The following is a 22,612-nucleotide window of genomic DNA, read 5'->3' as shown; positions in this document are numbered from 1 at the left end:
CTGTTATTTTTCAAGACAAATAAAAAGAGGTTGAACATAAAGCCCACCTCCTTTCTTAAATATATTAAAATGAATGTTTAATTTTATTTCAGGTTTTTGAATTCTTCCGCAGAAATTTCTCCGGACTGAATTTTTCTAAGCTCATCAATATATTGGCTCATATAGGCATCAATCTCCGGATTTACCGTGTTTTTAACCATTTTATAAGTTCCATTGAGAACTCCCTGATAATAGTAAAAGAAGTTATAATCAAAATTTGCGGCGTTCAGGTCATATTGGCCCAACAGGAAACCTAAACGTACAGCAGATCTCCTTTGTGCCGGAGTTCCGTGGTGGCCGGGGCTGTTTGTCTGGTAATCTCCAATACTTTGAGCAAATTCATATGCTGCAGCAATTTCTGTAAAATTGGTTTTGTTGTAACCGTTCGGTCTTCTTAAATAGTATCCTGCAAAACCATCTGCTTCCAATTCGTTTGGTCTTGCTGTGTTTTCATTTACGGAAGGCAGTCCAAAAATGTATTGTAACTGATGTCCATATTCATGGGCAAGAATCATAGCATTTACAATATCGCCTCCTTTTGACTTAGCATCATAATAGATAGCATATCCGTAATAAATTTTTCCGTTGCCGTAGGAAATAGCGTTGTACGTTGAATTGAAGTTGGAAGGATCATCTACATACTGTAATACAGGATTACTTCGCCCCCACATACTTGCAATTTTAGTCATTTGACCATTCATAAAACTGGTATCTGCAGAATTTTGAAGTCCTGATTTCAAAACTGCCGAGTTGCTCCAATTGTTGTCTACATAGTAGCAAACTTTTTCAAGTGCTCCAGGTTGTTCAATTTTTGCACTCAGTGCTGCTTGCTGCGGTTGAACGGTTTCGTCCATTTTATCATCGCTACATGCTGATAATGTGGTAACAGCAATAGCACCTGCTAATAAGCAGAGATTAAAGTTTTTTTTCATATAAAAATTCAATTTGGTAAAGCGAAGTTATGAAATTATCTCTTAAGTGTGAATACATTATTGTTAAAAATTATTCAAAGCATAGTGAATAGGATTGAAATAAAAAAAACATTGCTTTGATTGTAAGTTAATTAGAAATTAATTTGTATATTTGCACCTCGAAATAACTAAAAATTTTATAAACAATGTTTGCAATTGTAGAAATAGCAGGGCTTCAATACAAAGTTGAGAAAGACCAGAAGTTGTTTGTAAACCGTTTAAAAGGAGATAAAGGAGGAAAAGTTTCTTTCGATAAAGTTCTTCTTACTGTAAACGGTTCAATCACTGTAGGCGCCCCAGCTGTAAGCGGTATCACTGTAGATGCAGAGATCTTAGACCACGTAAAAGCTGATAAAGTAATCGTTTTCAAAAAGAAAAGAAGAAAAGGTTACAAAGTAAAAAATGGTCATAGACAATCTTTAACTCAGATTCAAATCACTGGTATTACCGGATTTGATGAAGCTAAAAAACCAGCTAAGAAAACAACTAAGAAAGTTGAAGCTGAAGACGCAGAATAATTTATAAACCAAAAAACCTTAAAATAAAATGGCACACAAGAAAGGAGTTGGTAGTTCCAAGAACGGTAGAGAGTCTCACTCTAAAAGATTAGGTGTGAAGATTTTCGGAGGACAAGCAGCAATTGCCGGAAATATTATTGTTAGACAAAGAGGTACTCAGCACCACCCAGGTGATAACGTGGGAATCGGTAAAGATCACACTTTGTTCGCATTAGTAGACGGTAATGTAGTTTTCAGAAAGAAAGCAAATAACAGATCTTTTGTATCTGTAGAGCCAAACGCATAGTTAATAGCGTTTTATAAAAAAAAAGCCTTAGCATTCGCTGAGGCTTTTTTTTGTGAATATTTGTTAAATGTGAAATATCTGCATTAATTTTCTATTGATAGTGAAATATTTATATATTTGTTATAATTAAGTAATCAATTGGTTACAGATGCCAAAAAACTAAAATAAATACCTATGAAAAATTTAAGAAAATTAAACAAGAAAAGTTTAAAAGTAATCAGTGGAGGAGTAGCAGCAAGTTGTCCTTCTATGTTCCAGTCATGTCAGGAGTGGTGCAGATGGAGCCCATGGCAGAAGTCGCACTGTATACTTTCTGAGCCTTGTACGGAATGTCTTGATTAAGTAATGTGAAAATAAGAATGGTCTGAACATTTTGCAAGGCTGTTTAATGATCAATAAAGATAGATAATAGTTTGTAATACCGTAGCTTCCCTGAGGCTGCGGTATTTATTTAAATTTTAATTGAATTTTAATTTTTATCAGTTCAATGCATTTCAAAGTATTCTAATTTTGTACCCCATTTTAAATAACTTGAACATGAAGGGTAAAATTATACTAATGTTAGGACTGTTGGCTTCTGTAAGCTGGCAGGCACAAATAAAAATACTTTTTGACGCCACCAAGGCAGAGTCAGCAGGAAATGCAGACTGGGTTATTGATGCTGATGTGCATAATCTCTATTTTAATGCAACAGGAGTTGCCACTACAGGGTCAGAATCTAATCCGCAAAGATTTCCAACGCCTGCACAAAGTACAATTACTGCTGCGACACCGGAAACCTATTGGCAGGGAGCATTGAGTAATTGGGGAATAGACCTTGTTAAACAGGGGTATAGTGTAGAAACGTTACCATACAACGGAAGTATTACGTATGGAAGCTCTTCGAATCCACAGGATTTGTCCAACTACAAAGTTTTTGTCATAGATGAGCCTAATATTAAATTTACTCCTTCAGAAAAAACAGCGCTGTTAAGTTTTGTAGCAAATGGTGGTGGACTTTTTATCATTTCTGATCATAATCAAAGTGATAGGAATAATGATGGTTGGGATTCTCCTGCTATCTGGAATGACTTTTTTACAACAAATGGGGTGGTTTCCAATCCATTCGGAATTAGTTTTGACTTGAATAGTATATCTCCATCCACATCTAATTTTGCGCCAATAAGTGTCAACCCAATGATTTTGTCTGGTCCTCAGGGGACTCCAACGCAAATGAAATTTTCAAGTGGTGCAACAATGACTCTGGATAAAAGCAGTAACGCATCTGTACAGGGACTGGTTTTTACTTCCGGTTCATCTAATACGGGAAGTACTAATGTAATGTTTGCTACAGCAACCTATGGAAATGGCAGAATATGTGCTTTAGGGGATAGCTCTGTGCCGGATGACGGAACGGGTGATCCTAATGATACTTTATATAACGGTTATACAGGAGACGCAAACGGTAATCACAGGCCTCTTTTGGTGAATGCAGTAATTTGGCTTGCCAGTTCATCAAATCTTGGGGTACAGAATATGATATCTGAACAACAGGATATTGAGGTGTATCCTAACCCGGTTACGGACTATGTTTATATTAAAAATAATAAATTTAAGACCTATAAACTTATAGATGAGGTTGGAAAAGTTGTGCTTTCCGGGTTACTACAGGAAAATGGCTCAGTTAATATTAAGGATTTGCCGGTAGGGGTGTATTACCTCTTACTGCAGTCCGATAAGGATGTGAAATCAACTAAGCTGATCAAAAAATAATAATTAGGAGCTGAACTTTAAATAGAGTTCAGCTTTTTTATTTTTAAGGGATTCTGACTATTCTAATTATACTCCTTTATTCGTGAAATATTTTTATATTTGCTCAATCACAGACCCTATGCGGAAGCCGAAAAGCATATAGAGTAGGCCGAGAATCAAAACTAAATAATATGAAAAATCTCAAAAAACTAACAAAGAAAAATCTAAAAAGTATTAATGGTGGTGGAGAACAATGTCCTCCAGCTCCCACTAAAACATGTGATAAATGGTGCAGGCTGACCCCATGGCAGAAAATACATTGCCTGCTGGACGTTGAGGAACCTTGTACATGTTTTTAATAATGGTCTTTCGAAGAGTAATCTGTACTAGATCTTAAGCTTTAAAATAAGAATCGGCGGCTTCGAAGAAGCCGCCGATTCTGTTTATATTTTTCTTATTTAGAAACCTACCTGGAATCCTGCTTTAACGCCGAATTTTGAAATATCGGGTCTGTCAAGATAATTTCCTCTCCAGTTGAAATCTACTCTGAAGATTCTAAGGTTGCCAATTCCTATATTTTCAATACCAAATCCGTATTCATAATAAATATGCTCGCTTGGAGCGGAATATTTAAATCCTTCAACATTGATGGCCTTAGAAGCATCACTTAAGGTTCCGTATGCTCCTCTGATAAATGCAATTTCTCTAAGCTTCAGTTTTTTGATCAAAGGAATGTAAGAAAGTATTTTACCATTAAAATGATGTTCCAGATGCAAAGTCGTATAGGCATCGGCAACAAATTCATAATAATTAAGCTGTGAAAATGTATTCGGAACTAAACCATATGAAAGATTAGCCGGGATTATATTCTGTAATGCTAAAGGAACTGTATTAAAGTTTTTCCCAGCCTCAAAATTAACAATCATTTTTCCCATACTTCCAATTAAGAAAGGTTTATACAGCATAAACTGCAGCTTGTCATAATTGAAATCAGCATTGAATAGACCTTCTATTCCTCTCGTATATCTTAAAACAATAGTAGGTGCCAGATTTCTTGCCTGATAGCGGTCTATTCCCGTTTGAGAAAATTTCGCTCCCGGTTTTGCAATCAAACTAATCGTAACATGAGAATCGTTTACTGTTTTTCTTAAATTTCCATTCTGATAATACATAAGGTTGAATTTCTCAGGAATAGCAGATTTAATACTTTGCATCACTCCGTCAACTCTTATCTGAAAATTTTTCCAGGGTTCAATCGCTGCAAAAACATTTGTTTGGTTTACAGAACTTAAAGAAATATTTTCTCCTCTTGCAAAAAAAGTACTGGAAGATAAAGAACGGGATGCAACTCCATCACCTGATGTAAGCTGTCCTCCAAGCTGTATAATATCTCTGCTGGTTCCGGCACCGACCATAAAACGGTTAAGCCTGTTGAACATATATCGTGCATCAACACCGTATTTTACCTGGTGGTCTCTGAATCCATAGGCTGTATAAAACTGAGCCCTCCAGGTGTCATTTAAGCCAAAATAGGTTCTCGCTCCAAGTCTTATACGGTTTCCTTCAACTTCATTTTTCCCGTAAATGGAGAAAATAGGACCAATATCAATTCCCTTAAAAGCGTTATAATAACGGGACCCAAGAGTTTCTACCAGTTTTACCATTCGGTTGAATTTAGGAGTCTGCTGAAGCTGATCCAGCATATTATAGACTCCCTGTTCTGCTTTAGATAACGTGTCAGGTCTGGCTTTGGTCCAATACGCATCATCTTTATCTGTAAATTTATCTTCATATTCCTCTTCAGTCCGCTTAAATACTTTTGGATCAAGAGGTTTATTGAACTGATAGTCGGAGTAGTCTACGGATCTTTTTGCTATAATACTTTTGGCGCCTTTCTTTTTTGAGAAAGGGCTCATTTCAAATTCTGTAACAAGCTTTTTAGGAAGAAAAGTAGTGTCATCAGGATTATCATATTCCAGCTGTGTATAAACACTGTTGACGAAATTGACGTTTATCTTCTGTGTTGATTTTAAGGTGGCTCCCAACACAGCATACGTGTCTGTGTCTATATAAAGATTTCCCTGAAATGCAAGGATATCTTTTCTCTTGGGCTGATATCTTATTTGGAAAGCCTTTTCGCCACGGATGGTTATAGTGTCCATCAGGCTGTAGTCATAAGTACTGAATCCATCAGTTCCTACCGGACTCTGGAATCCAATATCGAAATAATTGAGGGTATTATCATAAATATTGATATCCCGGTACAGGTTTTTAGCTGAAACAGTTATTACCTGATTATCTTGAAAACCAGAAGTTTTCTGAGCAATCAAAGTTCTTTTACTATCCTTATCAGGTCTGTTTCTACCATAGTTTTCATAAACAGCTTCATTCAGGAAGATAGGAAGCCCTAATCTTCCACTGGCAGTAGAGTCGGCATAACTGAAAATAAAATCCAGTTTGTTGAAGATCTTTTTCTTCATGAATGCGCTGTCCAGGTTGTTGAGATCAAATTGAGTCTTCTCATATTCTTTAAACGAATAGGTGTCAAATTTCTCTAACCCGTTATTTCTTTTCTGAGCCCATACTTTCTGCATAATAGCATAAGCAGGGTTCTCCTTTTTGTTCTTGTACTTGGGTTTTCCGCTTTGAAGAACAATTTCTTCGATGTTGCTTACCTTGGCCTGGGAAAGCTGTACAAAAATATTGTCAGCAGTCTCTGGAGTAATGTCCAGTGTTTCTGAAGTATAATTTTTTTTAGAAAATTTTAATTTATGAATGATGCTGTCCGACTGCACCATGAAGCTGCCGGATGTTGTGGTAAGAGAGGGAGTTTTATTATCATTGATAAAAATATCAACTTTACTTAGTTCTTTGTTGCTTTTTTCATCTGCAATTTTACCACTGGCCCGGTTTTGAGCATGTGCTGAACCGGCAAGTATCAGGAGAAAAAATAAAAAATAGTGTTTTTTGGAATTATTATTTAACATCATTCGTTTCTTCAGGCAATTAGCATAAACAAAAAGTATGCAGTTTATTTAAAAAAATACGTAAAAAAATAAATTATTTTTATTCTTACATATAAAACGGCAAATGTAACGAAAATAATATACTGTATACTAAAATTAAATAGGAAATTTTTAGGCTTAAGGTATAAAGAATCAGTGAATTAATGAATAGGATAACCCTTTAGATTTATTATGTATTCAGCTGTTCTTTTGGGTACAAAAACTATAAATAAAAGAATTGTTCTCTTTCTTTCAATTTTACTGAAGAAATTAATGTGATCTTTTTTTAAGTAAATACTTTTTTGTGAGGCTTTTAACTTGTATTTAAAGTGTTTTGAATAAAAGTGCTAAAGGTAGCCACTTTGATGAGATCTCGTGGGATAACAAAGTTTGTAATAACAATCCATGTATTAATTCTGATAAATAACCTTTCAACGCGAAAATCAAGAACTTCAGGATGCAGCTCAGAGGGGTGAAGGACAGATCATTTTTTTTATTCAGATTAACCAAACTTTTTGCGTAGCCCCCAACTTTTGCACCTGATCCATAAAAACCCTATTTCATCAGCTCATCGGGTAAAAGTTTTAGGCATAAAAAAAGACCTACATTGCTGTAAGTCTTTTTGGCTCCTCCTGCTGGGCTCGAACCAGCGACCCTCTGATTAACAGTCAGATGCTCTAACCAACTGAGCTAAGGAGGAATGTCCTTTGTTTTAAGTGGTGCAAATATAATATGAATATCCATTCGACGCAAGTTTTCTTGCCTATTCTGGATGATTTTTAACTAAAAGTATTGAAATTCAATAAGAAATATTTTATTTTTTTTTCAACAGATTCCCGGAAATTTCAAAAAATGGCAAAAATCTAAAAGTTGTTCCTCTAAAGTAACCTTGAGATTTAACAAATTTTTCTCTCCTATGAAGATTTACAGGAACAAATATTTGATGAAATACCCTCAATGGCCCAAAAAAATTGGGTCATCAAAAAAAGCCAATCATATAATTTTTGATTTAATAGGTTATGGAGTAAGTCTGTTATCATCAAAAAAAACAAGACCTACATTCCTGTAAGTCTTGTTTTTTTATTTCTTTATATCTTTAAGTATTTCCTGAACAGCCCGTTCCAGTTGAGGATCGTTGTCTTTTTGTCGGTCTATGAAGGTGTTTTTAACATAGATATCAGGTTTTACACCTGTTTTTTCCAGATTTTGCCCATCCAGAGTATAAGTTCCCCATGAAGGAAGTCTGTAAAAAGAACCGTCTACGAGGCTTTTTCCTGAAGTGAAGATAATCCATCTGTACGTATCCTGTCCAATAATTTTCCCCAGTTTCAGTGCTTTGAACCCAGCTGCGGTCATTTCAGCATCACTTAATGAGCCTTCATTAATCAGTAGAACAATAGGTTTTCCGGAAGGAGCAAAATTAGGCTGCATAGTCATTTTCCCTTCACGGTATTTCCATTGTAAATAAGGTCTTTGGGAAAGGAAGTTTAATACTTTATCATGAACATTTCCTCCAGTATTGTAGCGCAGATCAAGGATGACAGCATCTTTTCTGTTTTCCTGTTCTACCATATCCAGAAGGAAACGATCCAGCTCATCGGTAGACATGTTTTTCATGTATGAATAAGCAATTCGGTTGTTGCTGAGCTTATTAACACGCTGGCGGTTGTTGAATATCCAGTCGTCGTAAAGCAGTGTTTTTAATTCCGTATTTGAAACCGGATGTACTTTGGTGGTTACATTCTTACCGCTACGGCTCAAGGTAAGAGTGAGCTCATCCTGTTTTTTAGGACTTGTGAAATAGGTTTCACGATTTTCAGCAGTATCAATGTTTTTTCCGTTTACAGCAACCAGCTGATCGCCAGGTTTAATGTCAACACCTGAACGGAAAGCCGGAGATTTTCGAATAATACTTTCTACGGTATAAGGCTGGTCTTCTTTAAAGACAATCCCGGTTTCGTTTGTAAAGTAGTTCAGGTATCTGGTTTCTTCTTTTCCTGTTGAGGAAAATCCGGTGTGTGAAGAATTAAGTTCACCCAGAAGATCATTTAATAAAATTCGAAGATCATTTCTGTTGTGAACGTAGGGTAGATATTTTGCATACTGCTCTTTTTTTGCTTTCCAGTTAATGCCATGGAAATTCTCATCGTAGAAGTTTTCATCAACACCAGTCCAGGCTTCGTCATACATCTGATTAAATTCAGAGGCCAGATCCTTATCAAAAGTATACTGAATACTTACTTTCTCGGGCTTTAAGGCAGCCAGAGTCATCTTATAAATATTGCCTTCTACTAATGCAAAGAGATTCTTATCACTTTTTGTGATGTAGTAAGCTGCTTTATCAAATACTTTTTCAGATTTGGCGGGTTCAAAATCGCTGAAGACTTTCTTAAAGAGCTGTTTTTTTCCATTATCCTGATTAGAATTAAAGAAAAGGATCTCCTTTTTGTCATCAAGAAAAACCGAAGGATCATCCTGATATCCATATCGGTCGGTCACCAGCTCAATTCTGTCCAGAGTATTTTCAGGATTTACTTTTAATTCTTTTATAACCGGTTCTTTCTCTTTTTCATCCTTTTTGTCTTTCTCTTCTTTATTTTCGGTATCTTTTTTGTCCTTTTTATCCTTATTATCTTTTTCTTTTTCTGAAGGTTTAGTTTCCTTTTTTTCTTCAGTAAAAAGCTTGTCGAACTTTTCAGACTTATAAGGTTCATCAAACCAGTCCAGAGCCATGCGGTAAATATTAGACTTCTGCATACCTAAAGGATAAGACGGGTTTGTTCTGTCGCTGGCGAAATAAATATACTTACCATTGGGAGACCAGAAAGGATCTTCCTCTGAAACGCCGGTATTCGTAAGGTTTATAGTCTGTTGCTTTTTGATATTATAAATGAAAATATCCAGCTCAAAGTTTCTTTTTGCAGAGAATAAGACATATTCGTTGTTCGGCGAGAAAGAAGGGGTTGAGTTTTGGAATGCCCAGATTTCGTCTTTTACAATGGTTGTGGAGCTGAAGCTTTTTAAATCCATTAATCTTACTTCATCCCTTCCGCTTAAGTAAACGGCTTTTGTAAGATCGCTATTAAGTGTTATGTTGCGATTATTACGCGAATCGTGAGTCAATTGTTTTAAGGGATCTTTGCCGTCTGCAGAAATGCTAAACCAGTTTTGATACCCCTTATCGGTCTGACTAAAAAGTAATGTGCGGTTATCTTTCAGCCATTTTACCTCCATTGCACGTTCTTTTCCATCAGAAACCTGCTGGGTAAACTTCCCTTCAATGTCTGAAACAAACAAAACACCACGGCTTATGAACGCCATTTTTTTACCATCCGGAGAGACATCATAGTAGGAAATATTATTTTCTACTCCGAAGTTCTGTTCTTTTTCCAGTGTTTTATTAGTATTTAAATTGATATTCAGAGCCTTCGTCGCTTTTGTGGCAACGTCGTAAATATAGAGTTGATAATCCTTTTCAAATATTACTTTGGACCCGTTTGCCGAAACAAAAGGTTTTTTAATAGAAGTGTCAAATTGGGTTAAAGGTATCTTTTTACCGTTTTCGATTTTATAAAGATTGTATTCATTATTATTCTCATCGGAAATGAAATAAATAGCCCCGTTTTTATCTACGCTAGGGTTGAAATCTTTTCCTTCATAGTTAGTATATTGTTTGAAAGTGCCGTTCTTTGGATTATATCCTAAAATATCAGGATTGTTTTCACCTTTGTAGCGCTTACGGTGTACCTGATTGGCGCTTTCTGAGGAGTTGGTGAAGAGAAATTCTCCAGCCGGAGTTTCTGCAAGGCCATTAGTATTGTTGAAGTAATTATTAAAAAGCTTTTGTGGAGTTTTTCCTTCAACCGTAGTTTTGAAGCTTCCGAAGTTATTGTTTCTGTTTGAGGTGAAATAGATGGTTTTACTGTCCCATCCCCAGTTTTCCATTTCATCTTTTCCTGTATGAAAGGTCAGTTGTTTAATATTTCCTCCTTCAGCAGGCATTACATAGACGTCGTAATTTCCATATTGATTAGAACTGAATGCAAGCCATTTTCCGTCGGGAGAGACACGTGGATTAATCTCTTCTCCATCCAGAGCGGTGATTCTTGAAGCATTTCCACCGTTGGAATCTGCTTTCCAGATGTCTCCGTCATAAGCGAAATAGGCAGTTTTCCCATCAGGACTTAGTGAAGGGCTGGATAAAAAGTATGATTTGTCCTGTGCTGAAGCTTGGATAATAGCAAAGGCAGTTAATAATGAGATATAAAGTTTTTTCATGAGATAAGTGGGTATTTATGCCTTCCCGAAGACATACTATGAAACTGGTTTGTCATGGTAGATTAATAATAAGTTACAAATGTCTAAATTTTTCAGAAATAAGAAAGATTTTTCTCTGACTTATTTAGAGCGAGAGATAACCTAAAAAGGACCTGCGCTTTTGTGACCTCTTCATACTTTATCATTCTGTTAATAGAATGAACATCTGATTTTTGATGACAGGAAGATTGTGTCAGAAAAGACTCGTTTGAAATATGAATACTCCGTAAAGTTTTAAAATTTAAACAAGTTGAGATGTTCTCCCAACTTTTGAGCCTGGCGCATTAAAATACGATTTGTTACAGGTCATAAAATGAAAAAAGACCTACATTACTGTAAGTCTTTTTTGCTCCTCCTGCTGGGCTCGAACCAGCGACCCTCTGATTAACAGTCAGATGCTCTAACCAACTGAGCTAAGGAGGAATGTCCTTTGTTTTAAGTGGTGCAAATATAGGACGAATATTTATACCCTACAAATATTTTTTAGAAAAATTTTCAAAAAAATTATAATTTCCCTGTAAAGATCTTGAAGATATCGCTTCCGAAGATTAGTAACATTAAGCCTAACAGGAAGATAACCCCAATCATCTGTGCATTCTCCAATACCTTTTGTGGAACAGGTTTCCCTACAATAATTTCATACAACGTAAATAAAACATGTCCTCCATCAAGGCCTGGAATAGGAATAAGGTTTAGGAATGCCAACCATATCGAGAACATTGCTGTAAAACTCCAGAATGCAGCCCAGTTAATGGTAAAGCTTCCGTCAGCACTTTTATCAACAGGCATATTCTTTACAATAGCAATAGGGCCTCCCACGTTCTTATATCCCTGAACTTTGGAGTTGAACATGATTTTAAACTGTTTTACCTGTGCAGTTAATGCCTCAATAGTTCTTGTAAATCCTCTTGGAATAGCTTCTCCAAAAGAATATTTTTTATTGGTTACAATATTTTTGGCAATACTTTTAGTATCAATTGCTACACCTAATTTTCCATTTTTGTCAACAGAAACATTAGATACTGTTTGTAAAGCGCCATTTCTTTCAACGTCTACAGTAATTGTTTTTCCTTTATTTTCAGCTAAAAGAGCACTTACTTCATCAAAGAAAACTGCTTTTTTTCCGTTGATTCCTACAACTTTGTCTCCTTTAGCTAAGCCTGAAGCTTGAGAAGAAGGGGTTGCCAGGGAATCAATTACCATCTGAATCCTGGGAGTAATATAAAGCTTTGCTTCCTTCTGCTTAAGAACAGCTGCTACACCATCTGCTTCTACAGGGAAAGTAACTTCCTGCCCGTTTCTCAGTACAGTAACATTATTTCCTAAAAGGATATTGATAGATGTGTTTTCTAATCTTTCTGCAGGTTTCCCATCCACATTGATGATTTTGTCCCCGTTTTGGAAGCCCATTTTCTTTCCTGCGTCACTCGCCTCAATTCCATTGTTGAATTTGGTGATGTCCGTATACGTTTCTCCATTGAAGAATGATAGGGAGCTGTAGATTAACCACGCAAGGAAAAAGTTTACAGTAACCCCTCCCATCATAATGATAAGCCTCTGCCAAGCCGGTTTGGATCTGAATTCCCATGGCTCTGCCGGTTTTTTCATCTGAGCAGTATCCATACTTTCATCTACCATTCCGGCAATTTTCACATAACCTCCAAAAGGAAGCCATCCAATTCCGTATTTAGTTTGTTCAGGATGTTTTCTCCAGTCGTTGTCCGGAAGTTTTGATATATCGATAGGAACTTCTTCCTTCTTTCCGTTAACCTCTATTACTTCAGAATCCGGTAAATTCTGTGAGAAGAATTTATACTGCCATTTTCCGTTGATTTTCTTCATTGAGAATAAAGAAAAATAAGGATCGAAAAACAGGAAAAACTTCTCCGCTCTGGTTTTGAACCATATTGCCGGTAAAAAATGCCCAAGCTCATGAAGAAGCACAAGTATAGAGATGCTCAGAATGAACTGAAAGAGTTTGATTGCTATTTCCATTAATAAATTTTAGATTTTAATTTGCAAAGGTAACAATTATCAAAACTATGCCAAATAAAAAAGCCTCCCGAAACGAGAAGCTTTGTCATATTTAAAGACGATTTGATTATAAATTGAATGAAACTCCAAGGCTGCCGTTATTACCAACCTCTGCAAAGATTCCTATTTTCTCAGTAAAGAAGTAGCGTGCTCCTATGTGGGCCCCTATTCCAAAGTCGCTTCCTACCACTCCCATATCTACTCCCGGATAGATATCCCACTTCGCCGGAAGGTTCAGTGCATCCTGTAAGTGAAAATTCAGTCTTCCAAAAACAAAAACACGATTGTCTTTATCATTATTCTTATAATTATCAAAATAACCATTAATTCCGGCTCCTACAGAGATGAGTTTGTTCAGTCCGTAATCATAAGTTCCCGTTATACCAGTTCCATATCCCCAGGCACTTAGACCCAGTTGAATTTTCTGATCTCCCTTTCCATTCCATGCCTGAGCATTTGCCGTGGCTCCGAAAAAGAATATCATCACCATAAAAACCAATTTCTTCATAAATTTTCCAATTTTTAATGATATTAATAAAAAATACCTGTATCAAAAATGAAACCGAAAGAAGTTTTATAGCTGAAAAACGCATGACTTTAATAGTTTGTTAAGAAATTCAGATGTTGAAAATAAAATCTTCGCTACACCGAAATATAATTCCGGAAGTAAGTTTTTTTGATCAATATAAAAGGCGTATTTTTATAAATCAGATTTGAAATAATTTAAAAAAACAATAAAAAGATGAAAGTTGCAGGGCTCAATTTAGATATCATCTGGAAAAATAAATCAGAGAATTTTAAACTTATAGAACATGAACTTCAGCATATTGAAGCAGATCTCTTTCTTCTTCCTGAAATGTTTTCAACAGGTTTTTGTATGGATGCTTCTGAAGTTTCGGACCGAAATGAAGAATCCCTTGAGTTTTTGAAAAGGATGGCAAAGGATAAGAATGCCGCATTTTCCGGAAGTGCTCCGGTAGAAGAGGATGGTCGTTTTTATAATAGGATGTATTTTGTAAAACCGGATGGTCATATTTCATGGTATAACAAAAGGCATCTGTTTTCTTTTTCAGGGGAAGATAAAGTGTATACTCCAGGAAATGAAAGAGTGATTGTAGATTATAAAGGAGTACGAATTCTGCTTCAGGTATGCTATGACCTTCGTTTCCCGGTCTTTGCCAGAAATAATGATGATTATGATGCCATGCTGTATGTTGCCAACTGGCCGGAAAAAAGGGTAGGAGCATGGGAGCATCTTTTAAAAGCAAGAGCTATAGAAAACCTGTCTTTTGTATTTGGTCTAAACAGGATAGGAACAGATGGAAACAATCTGTTTTATCAGGAAAGCTCCCACTGCTTCTTCGCAGACGGAAAAGAAATTTCTCAAAAAGAAGGAAATATTGTATCCACAGAATGGAATATGGATGAACTGATAGATTTTAGAAAACACTTCCAGTTTTTGAATGACCGGGACCACTTTTCAATCCAATTATAAAAAATAAGGCTGAGGTTTAAATTTCAGCCTTACTTATATTTTATGTTACATATATTGTTGCAAAAGTTGGGTTAATGTATTCACATCATGTACCCCGCTTTCCTTCCATAATAATTCTCCATTTTTGAAAACCGCCAGTGTAGGAACTCCACGTACACCATACTGGGATGCTATTGCAGGATATTGATCCACATCTACCTTTATGATTCTGGCTCCTTCACCGATGTTTTCTTTTACCGTATTCAAAACCGAAGACTGTACTTTGCAAGGCTGACACCAGGTAGCAAAAAAGTCAATAAGTACCGGTCTGTCGGAATTGATAATTTCCTGAAATTTTTGTGACATAGTTTTTGGTTATTAATTTATTTTTTATCAGTTTCTTCCTGAATGGCTTTTACATTCTTCCAACTGGTGCCATCGTAGGCCTCTACACCGTTTTTCTTTAAAATATCCATAGCCTGGTCTGCCTGTATTCCTTTATTACAGAACACGACAACCTTTTTGCCTTTAAGCGTTTCAATATTATTCTGAACTTCTGCCAAAGGGATATTGATTGCATTTTTTGCAGTTCCCGCAGCATACTGTTCCGGGATTCTGACATCTATCAGGGTCACCTCTGAACTGTTTACCACTTCTCTGATATTCGCCTTTGGGACATCTGCCACATGAGATGATTTACAGGCGCTTACCATAAATGTTATAGCCAGAATAAGACCGAAAAAATGAATTTTCCTCATCCTATGATGTTTTAGATTGGCAAACAAAATCAGATGTTGGAAATTTTTCTGTTTTTTTGATACCGTTAAAACCACCTTCTATTTCAGTGAAGTTCCTGATTCCATTTGAATTAAGGATGCTTGCCGCAATCATGCTTCTGTATCCGCCTGCACAGTGAAGGAAGAAATGTTCCGAATCATCAATTGTGCGTGCCCAGTCGCTGATAGTATCTAATGGCTTATTATAAGCGTTATTAATATGTTCTGCAGAATATTCAGTTAGTTTTCTTACATCAATTACCTTGCTGTCTTCTGTAAATACTTCTGCAAATTCAGCCGGAGAAATTCTTTTGATCTCATCCGTTTCTTTACCTGTATTTTTCCAGGCTTCAAAACTTCCTTTCAGATATCCAACCACATTATCAAATCCTACTCTGCTTAGTCTGGTAATCACTTCCTCTTCTGTTCCTTCATCAGCAACCAATAGTAAAGGATGATTTACATCTACTATAAGATTTCCCACCCATGGTGCAAAATCTCCTTTTAATCCAATGTTGATAGAGTTGGGTACAAAACCTTTATGAAAGTCAGCAGCCGCTCTTGTGTCTAAAATCAAGGCTCCCATTTCTTCTGCCAATGCTTCGAAATCTTCTGCAGCAACTGGCTGTAGTCCTTTGTTCATTACTACATCCAGACTTTCATAGCCGCCTTTATTCAATGCTACATTCATTCCGAAATACTTTGGAGGAGCAGTCAGTCCGTCCAATACTTCTTTGATAAAAGATTCTTTATCAGGCTGGTTAAGTGCGTAGTTAGTCTTTTTTTGGTTTCCTAAAATGTCAACAGTTTCCTTCTGCATATTTTTTCCACATGCAGAACCTGCACCGTGAGCCGGATAAACAGTGATGCTGTCATCTAAAGGCATAATTTTATTTTGAAGGCTGTCATACAGAATACCTGCAAGATCTTCTTGTGTAAGATTGGTTGCTTTCTGAGCCAGATCAGGTCTGCCTACATCTCCCAAAAATAAAGTGTCGCCTGTGAAAATGGCGGTTTCAATACCGTTTTCATCAATTAAAAGATAAGTACTGCTTTCCATCGTATGACCAGGCGTGTGCATTACCTTGATTTTTATTTTCCCAATCTCAAAGATCTGGTCGTCCTCTGCTATAATGGCTTCAAATTCAGGGGCAGCAGTAGGCCCGTATACAATAGGTGCACCTGTTTTTTTGCTTAGATCCAGATGTCCGGAAACAAAATCAGCGTGGAAATGAGTTTCAAAAATATATTTTAACGTAACGTTGTCTTTTTCCAAGCGATCAAGATAAGGTTTTACCTCTCTTAGCGGATCAATAATCACAGCTTCATTCTCTGATACAATATAATAGGCACCCTGAGCCAGACAGCCCGTATATATTTGTTCAATTTTCATTGGGGTATTTTTTTAATGAGTTAAAGATACAAAGTATTAGATGAATTCTAAATGAAATGTTAAATGCCATTGATAGTTTCTTTCAATACTATGTTAAACGATTGTTTAATGTTCTTCGTCTTTTCAGCAAAAAGAATGCCTTACATAGTGTTAATTTCCAAATGCTGTTTTTTATCATGTTCAATTGATAGAATCTTCAATTATTCTAAACGATAATACAGTTTGTAGAAAATCTGATTAGTATCTTCCGAAATATGGTTATCAATTTTGAATTGGATATAGTCATCTGTTCTGGCGTCACCTTCATCATACTGGATCAACCGGTTATACTTTGCATAGATATGATCTTTTATTTTGCCACTATCAGCGATTCTGATCATTTCATTAAAATATTTTTTCGTGTCTTCATGTATAGGCCAGTCTTTTTCATGAGCTTTATAGAACTCTATCATTTTTTCAATAGCATACACCTCCGAATCAATTTTCATATCATTGAACCCGGCGAGGAGTTCCTTTTTTTCTAAATTTGTGCCTAGCCATTCTTTTTTAGCCTCTGCAGCAGCAATGGTTGAGCGGATCATCATAGTGTCTCTTTTGATGACGGGTGATAGAATAATATCCGGTGCCTGATCAATGGGAAGAGGTTTTTTTGAAGCAACTTCCAGTATACTGAAATAGTTTTCTATTTTGTTTTTCATCTCAGCTAGCTGATCCGCGGTCATATGATCACTTGATATTCTGATTTTAAAACGCCAGCCTCCACATTCATAAATAGAAATAAGAGATTTTTTATCAGTGTATTTTACACCTTTAAAAAAGTCACGTTCACCCATTGAATGGTCAAATACCGAGTAAATATAATTTACTTTTACCCGGTCATTAGAAATATTTCCAAATAATGGTTTTAAATCGACTCCTTTGTTGGAATTCTGATTCAGCACATATTCATAAGTTGAAAATTCGCTTCTGAGAAGTTGGTTGTCAATTGATTTTATAGGATATACGTACAGGGTAAGTGCTGTTTTGTTTTTCTTTCCTTCTTCCTGCACATAACTCACCGCGACATGCTTATTCTGCATATCATAAGAGTATATGGATTCTCTTTGAAAACCTGACCAAAGTAAGGGGAAAATTACTGAAGTGGAGATATGGGTGAAATCTCCTTTTATGGCTAATTTTACAGGTTCCTTCCTGTTTTGAGTGAAAAACAGAGTGTACAAAAGGGAGAAAATAATAAATAGATTTTTTTTTAATGGAATCATGTGTGGTATATATGTTGTTATTGTCAACGCCAAATTAAATATATAAATTAATGAATTTAGGACAAAATTTAATCATAATAATATTGTTTTAATCATTAAACATTTTACAAAAACTTCTATATTTATAAGTTAAAAAACGATCAGATGGCAGACAAAGCACAATTTATTGAAGAATTAAATGCGAGATACACTCCAAAGGGAGAACATATTATATTAGGAAAAGGAATGCTGGATGGAGAAGTGGTTCCTGAGGTGAATGTAACCATTCCTTTGAAAACAATCAACCGTCATGGTCTTATTGCAGGCGCAACAGGAACGGGAAAAACAAAAACATTACAGGTGTTTGCTGAACAACTTTCCCATCAGGGAATTCCGTCTCTTGTATTAGATATTAAAGGTGATTTTTCAGGAATTGCAGAAGCTGGTCAGATGAATTCGATTATTGAAGAAAGATACGCTAAGACACAGCTTCCTTACAATCCACAAGGATTTCCGGTGGAACTAATGACAATTTCCGGTGGAAAAGGGGTGAAATTAAGGGCAACGGTTACAGAATTCGGCCCCGTTTTATTAAGTAAAATCCTGGAACTTAATGATACCCAGCAAAGTATCATGTCTATTGTTTTTAAATATTGTGATGATAAAGGACTTCCGCTGATTGACCTGAAGGATTTAAAGAAAGTTTTACAGTATGTTACAGATAATGCAAAGGGAAAAGCTGAACTTGCCGCTGATTATGGATCGATAGCATCGGCCTCTTTAGGTGCTATCTTAAGATCTATTGTTGCACTGGAGCAGCAAGGAGCAGCAGACTTTTTTGGAGAATTGAGTTTCGATGTGCAGGATTTACTGGAAACGCGCAATGGAAAAGGGGTTGTCAATATCTTGAGAGTCGCAGATATTCAGAATAAACCACAACTGTTTTCGACCTTCATGCTATCGCTTTTTGCAGAAATTTATATGACTTTCCCGGAAGAAGGAGATAGTGGCAGGCCCAAACTGGTCTTGTTTATAGACGAGGCTCACCTTCTTTTTGATGAAGCATCAAAAGCCCTTCTTTCACAAATTGAAACAATGGTGAAACTGATCCGTTCTAAAGGAGTTGGGATTTATTTCATTACCCAAATTCCGGGTGATGTTCCGGAAAGTGTACTTTCTCAATTAGGGCTGAAGATACAGCATGCCTTAAGAGGGTTTACGGCTAAAGATAAAAAAGAAATCTCCAAAGCAGTAGAAAATTATCCTACTACAGAATACTATAATGCATCCAGCCTGATCCAGAATATGGGGATTGGAGAAGCATTTGTAACAGCTTTGGACGAAAAAGGAATTCCTACACCACTTGTTCACACTTACCTTATCTCTCCGGAGTCGAGAATGGATGTCCTGAGTGAACCGGAGATTACAGAGCTTACCGCAAAATCAGCAATGGTTGCCAAATATGAAGAGGCGATTGATAGAGAATCAGCGTATGAAATGCTAACCAGCAGAATGGAACAGGCAGCCCAGAATGCTGCTCCAACACAAAAAACCAGGCCGGTAAAAGAAGAACCGGGAATGTTCGAACAGGTATTGCAGAGCAAGGCCGGAAAAACTTTCACCAGTACATTAATGCGTGAAGGGGCAAAGGCTATTCTCGGAATGCTGGGGTTAGGAGGCCGAAGAAGATAGTTTTAACGTATAATATAAAGTAAACTGCTATGTTTTTGACATATTTTTTGTTATTTTAGCAGGTTATCTTTACTTATATGGTAAAAGTAAACCCAGATTTTGATGGGAATTAAAAATGGGTTTAATATAAATTAGAAACAGCAGTTAACAGAAATTCAATGTATTCAATTATAGATATAGAAAGTAATGGTGCAGGTTATAGAAATGAATGCATTATAGATATCGCCATCTACAGATATGACGGTCAGAAAATTACGGACCAGTTTATATCTCTTGTAAACCCTGAAAGTGATATCACTCCTTTTGTTCAAAAGCTTACGAGTATCACTCCTAAAATGGTGAAAACTGCTCCTAAATTTCATGAAATAGCCAAAAGAGTTATCGAAATTACCCAGAATACAACATTGGTAGGGCATAATATTGATTTTGATTACAGAATGCTTCGCCAGTCCTTCAAAAGGCTTGGTTATGATTTTAAAATCAATACTTTAGATACCATTCCATTAGCTAAAAAAATGATTCCGGATGAGGTAAGCTACTCATTGGGAAAACTGGTGAAGTCACTGGGAATTCCTTTGACCAATCATCACAGGGCTGATGGAGATGCACGAGCCACATTGGAACTTTTCAAACTGTTGATCTCAAAAGATACCGAAAATGAGATCATTCAAAAGCAGCATGATGAGTCCAATGCGAAAACCTATATCAACAAGATTAAAGAGCTTACCCAGGATCTTCCGAATGAAAAAGGGTTTGTTTATTTTCAGGATGAAGTTGGACGAATTATTTTTTCTGATTATGTGCAGGATATCAACAAGTATTCAAAAAAAATGTTCAATTCCAAGTCAAAGAAATGGGAGCCGATCCAGAGAGATGTTGAGCAGATTAATTTTGAACTTACCGGAACAGATATTATTGCGAAGCTGATCCTGAATTCTAAAAATATTAAAAAGAAAGAAGTTTTACCTTTTGGACTTTATTTTAGGAACGGGAAATATATCGTTGAAAAAAATCAGCTCAATAAAACAGAAAAGCCGGTTTTAAAATTCAGATCATTTACACAGGGTACAAAAGCCGTTCAGTTTATTAATTCTCATGAAGAATACAATGATTTTTCTGTATTAAAACATAAAATTGATTTCAAAAAAAGAAATGAATTGTGGCTGGGTGCCGGAAGAAAATTAGGTGAGAAATTATTTTTGATTATTGAAAACGGGAGGGTAATGTCTTTTGGTTTTTATGAGCTGTTTACACAGATTCAGACGCTGAGTAAGCTTGCCAAATTAAAAATTGATCTTCCTTTATCTTCTACGGATCTGAACAACGAATTGCAGCTGGCAATGCTGCGTGGTGACTTTGAGACACTGCCTTTGCCAAAATAACGGAAGAATTTAGACTGTATAATCTTTTATAAAAAAGAAGATGCTTTTCAAATCAATTTTCTTAAAATAAAAAATAAATAGTATTTTTGTAAAAAATAAAACGAAGCAATGCAAAATTTTAAACAAATTAAAACTGGAAAAAAGGGAGCTGTAAAGTTCTCTAAGGTTTGGAATATTTAAAAGAGTTGTCTTGCATAAAAATAATTAATGTGGCAGACTCTTTATCTAAGAATCTGCCTTTTTTTATGTTAAAATGAAATTATGAATTCAAAAGAATTATTAAAGATTGCCAATGAGTTTGGCACCCCGGTGTATGTTTACGATGCTGAATCCATCAAAGTTCAATATGAAAAACTTACATCTTCTTTTTTAAAACACACAAAGTTTTTCTATGCTGCGAAGGCATTGACAAACATCAATATTTTGAAGTATGTCAAGAACTTGGGTGCTTCTTTGGATTGTGTATCTATTAATGAAGTCAAACTTGGACTGAAAGCAGGATTTCCGAAAGAGAAAATATTGTTTACTCCAAATTGTGTTGACTTAGCAGAAATAGAAGAGGCAATGGCTTGTGGAGTTCATATAAACATTGATAACATTTCTATTCTTGAGCAATTCGGGAATAAATACGGAAATACATATCCGATTTTAGTAAGGATCAACCCGCATATTTTTGCTGGTGGTAACTATAAAATTTCAACAGGACATATCGACAGTAAATTTGGTATTTCTATTCACCAGGTTCGTCACATAGAAAGAGTGATGAAATCTACCAACCTGAATGTGGAAGGACTTCACATGCATACAGGAAGTGAAATCAAAGATCCTGATGTATTTCTTCAGGCTTTGGATATCATGCTGGAGCTTTCTGAGCATTTCCCCAACCTGAAATATCTTGATATGGGAAGTGGCTTCAAAATTCCTTATCAGGACAGCGAAGAGGAAACTGACGTTAAAACTTTAGGTAAAAAAGTAGAACACGTTTTAAGCGAATTTTCAAAAACAACGGGGAAAAAATTCGAGTTATGGTTTGAGCCTGGGAAATTCCTGGTAGGAAAGAGCGGCTATCTATTGGTGAAAGCTAATGTGATTAAGCAGACTACCGCTACAGTTTTTGTAGGTGTTAATTCTGGATTTAACCACCTGATCCGTCCGATGTTCTACGATTCTTACCACACGATTGAGAACTTATCTAATCCAAAGGGAGCGGAAAGAATCTATACTGTAGTAGGAAACATTTGTGAAACAGATACATTCGCATGGGACAGGAAGCTGCATGAAGTGAGGGAAGGGGACGTCCTTGCTTTCCATAATGCAGGAGCTTACGGGTTTGAAATGAGTTCTAACTTCAACTCAAGATTGAAACCTGCAGAAGTATTATTCCTGAATGGAAAAGCTCACCTGATCCGTAAAAGAGATGAATTTGAAGATTTATTAAGAAATCAGATCGAAGTAGTGATCTAAAGACTTAAAAAAATATATATAAATGGCTGTCTTTTGGATAGCCGTTTTTCTTTTACCGGAAAATACGGTACTATTTATCCAATATAAATACTGCAAGATTTTTTGCTTTTGTTTTAAAGGGATTTTGTCTTTGTGTTTAACAGATGTTTAAATCCAAAGAACCTTGCGGATTTTGCCTGAAAATAATAATTCTTTTCTTCCCAAGAACCTATAAAGTCTGATCATGAATTTAGGAACCTTTAACATTGAAACCCTGCGGAAGTTCCAATTTAATTAGTTAATTTTGATA

General features: G+C 36.0%; 17 protein-coding genes, 2 tRNA genes and 2 pseudogenes. 10 read left to right on the top strand and 11 right to left on the bottom strand.

All coding sequences use genetic code 11. From position 1 onward, the window contains the following. Nucleotides 1–83 precede the first annotated feature (83 nt). Entirely contained in the window at nucleotides 84–971 is an 888-nt protein-coding gene (locus LF887_RS22785) for a metalloprotease (RefSeq protein WP_236856535.1), read from the bottom strand. 185 nt (nucleotides 972–1,156) lie between these two features. Between LF887_RS22785 and rplU the strand changes: the two are divergent. From rplU to LF887_RS24490, 5 genes and pseudogenes are all read left to right on the top strand, one after another. After that, nucleotides 1,157–1,516, top strand: a pseudogene (rplU, locus tag LF887_RS22780) (50S ribosomal protein L21); the annotation flags it as partial. Between the two features lie 40 nt (nucleotides 1,517–1,556). Continuing rightward, on the top strand, nucleotides 1,557–1,814 hold the full coding sequence (gene rpmA, locus LF887_RS22775; protein ID WP_236856533.1) for a 50S ribosomal protein L27: 258 nt from the start codon (nucleotides 1,557–1,559) through the stop codon (nucleotides 1,812–1,814). A gap of 174 nt (nucleotides 1,815–1,988) precedes the next feature. Next, nucleotides 1,989–2,156, top strand: coding sequence for a hypothetical protein (locus LF887_RS22770; RefSeq protein WP_236856532.1), 168 nt, complete (start codon nucleotides 1,989–1,991; stop codon nucleotides 2,154–2,156). Between the two features lie 216 nt (nucleotides 2,157–2,372). Continuing rightward, the gene (locus tag LF887_RS22765; RefSeq protein ID WP_236856531.1) at nucleotides 2,373–3,566 is read left to right on the top strand and encodes a T9SS type A sorting domain-containing protein; all 1,194 of its coding nucleotides are present in this window, start codon (nucleotides 2,373–2,375) and stop codon (nucleotides 3,564–3,566) included. 170 nt (nucleotides 3,567–3,736) lie between these two features. Beyond that, entirely contained in the window at nucleotides 3,737–3,904 is a 168-nt protein-coding gene (locus LF887_RS24490; RefSeq protein WP_410680551.1) for a bacteriocin-like protein, read from the top strand. A gap of 99 nt (nucleotides 3,905–4,003) precedes the next feature. Here LF887_RS24490 and LF887_RS22760 read toward each other — a convergent pair whose 3' ends face one another. Continuing rightward, entirely contained in the window at nucleotides 4,004–6,535 is a 2,532-nt protein-coding gene (locus tag LF887_RS22760; RefSeq protein WP_236856530.1) for a DUF5686 family protein, read from the bottom strand. Nucleotides 6,536–6,980: 445 nt separating this feature from the next. Between LF887_RS22760 and LF887_RS24350 the strand changes: the two are divergent. Further along, nucleotides 6,981–7,073: pseudogene (locus tag LF887_RS24350) on the top strand (transposase); the annotation flags it as partial. Between the two features lie 100 nt (nucleotides 7,074–7,173). Here the strand turns inward: LF887_RS24350 and LF887_RS22755 are convergent. From LF887_RS22755 to LF887_RS22735, 5 genes are all read right to left on the bottom strand, one after another. Further along, nucleotides 7,174–7,250, bottom strand: a tRNA-Asn gene (locus LF887_RS22755). Between the two features lie 380 nt (nucleotides 7,251–7,630). Beyond that, nucleotides 7,631–10,828 carry a S41 family peptidase gene (locus LF887_RS22750; RefSeq protein ID WP_236856529.1) on the bottom strand — a complete coding sequence of 1,066 codons (3,198 nt, stop codon included), beginning with the start codon at nucleotides 10,826–10,828 and terminating at the stop codon, nucleotides 7,631–7,633. A gap of 388 nt (nucleotides 10,829–11,216) precedes the next feature. Then, nucleotides 11,217–11,290: transfer RNA gene (locus tag LF887_RS22745), tRNA-Asn, on the bottom strand. 81 nt (nucleotides 11,291–11,371) lie between these two features. Then, nucleotides 11,372–12,862, bottom strand: coding sequence for an RIP metalloprotease RseP (gene rseP, locus LF887_RS22740; RefSeq protein WP_236856528.1), 1,491 nt, complete (start codon nucleotides 12,860–12,862; stop codon nucleotides 11,372–11,374). Nucleotides 12,863–12,968: 106 nt separating this feature from the next. Then, the gene (locus LF887_RS22735) at nucleotides 12,969–13,409 is read right to left on the bottom strand and encodes a DUF6646 family protein (RefSeq protein WP_236856527.1); all 441 of its coding nucleotides are present in this window, start codon (nucleotides 13,407–13,409) and stop codon (nucleotides 12,969–12,971) included. Nucleotides 13,410–13,643: 234 nt separating this feature from the next. Here LF887_RS22735 and LF887_RS22730 point away from each other — a divergent pair, with 234 nt between their 5' ends. Next, nucleotides 13,644–14,396 carry a nitrilase-related carbon-nitrogen hydrolase gene (locus tag LF887_RS22730; protein WP_236856526.1) on the top strand — a complete coding sequence of 251 codons (753 nt, stop codon included), beginning with the start codon at nucleotides 13,644–13,646 and terminating at the stop codon, nucleotides 14,394–14,396. Between the two features lie 45 nt (nucleotides 14,397–14,441). Here LF887_RS22730 and LF887_RS22725 read toward each other — a convergent pair whose 3' ends face one another. The 4 genes from LF887_RS22725 to LF887_RS22710 all read right to left on the bottom strand — a co-directional run bounded on the left by LF887_RS22725 (nucleotide 14,442) and on the right by LF887_RS22710 (nucleotide 17,806). Next, nucleotides 14,442–14,741, bottom strand: coding sequence for a thioredoxin family protein (locus LF887_RS22725; RefSeq protein WP_236856525.1), 300 nt, complete (start codon nucleotides 14,739–14,741; stop codon nucleotides 14,442–14,444). Nucleotides 14,742–14,758: 17 nt separating this feature from the next. Then, nucleotides 14,759–15,133, bottom strand: a complete 375-nt coding sequence (locus LF887_RS22720; protein WP_236856524.1) for a rhodanese-like domain-containing protein — start codon at nucleotides 15,131–15,133, stop codon at nucleotides 14,759–14,761. Nucleotide 15,134: 1 nt separating this feature from the next. Continuing rightward, on the bottom strand, nucleotides 15,135–16,544 hold the full coding sequence (locus LF887_RS22715; RefSeq protein ID WP_236856523.1) for an MBL fold metallo-hydrolase: 1,410 nt from the start codon (nucleotides 16,542–16,544) through the stop codon (nucleotides 15,135–15,137). A gap of 200 nt (nucleotides 16,545–16,744) precedes the next feature. Next, nucleotides 16,745–17,806, bottom strand: coding sequence for a hypothetical protein (locus tag LF887_RS22710; protein WP_236856522.1), 1,062 nt, complete (start codon nucleotides 17,804–17,806; stop codon nucleotides 16,745–16,747). Between the two features lie 144 nt (nucleotides 17,807–17,950). Between LF887_RS22710 and LF887_RS22705 the strand changes: the two genes are divergently transcribed. The 3 genes from LF887_RS22705 to lysA all read left to right on the top strand — a co-directional run bounded on the left by LF887_RS22705 (nucleotide 17,951) and on the right by lysA (nucleotide 22,323). Further along, a complete protein-coding gene (locus LF887_RS22705) occupies nucleotides 17,951–19,477 on the top strand; it encodes a helicase HerA-like domain-containing protein (RefSeq protein WP_236856521.1) in 1,527 nt (508 codons plus the stop codon). A 158-nt stretch (nucleotides 19,478–19,635) separates the two neighbouring features. After that, nucleotides 19,636–20,859 carry a PolC-type DNA polymerase III gene (locus LF887_RS22700; RefSeq protein WP_236856520.1) on the top strand — a complete coding sequence of 408 codons (1,224 nt, stop codon included), beginning with the start codon at nucleotides 19,636–19,638 and terminating at the stop codon, nucleotides 20,857–20,859. 261 nt (nucleotides 20,860–21,120) lie between these two features. Further along, a complete protein-coding gene (lysA, locus tag LF887_RS22695) occupies nucleotides 21,121–22,323 on the top strand; it encodes a diaminopimelate decarboxylase (protein WP_236856519.1) in 1,203 nt (400 codons plus the stop codon). The last annotated feature ends 289 nt before the right edge of the window (nucleotides 22,324–22,612 follow it).

The organism is Chryseobacterium sp. MEBOG06 (assembly GCF_021869765.1).
Lineage (GTDB): Bacteria > Bacteroidota > Bacteroidia > Flavobacteriales > Weeksellaceae > Chryseobacterium.
This window is presented reverse-complemented; position numbering and strand designations above follow the sequence as displayed.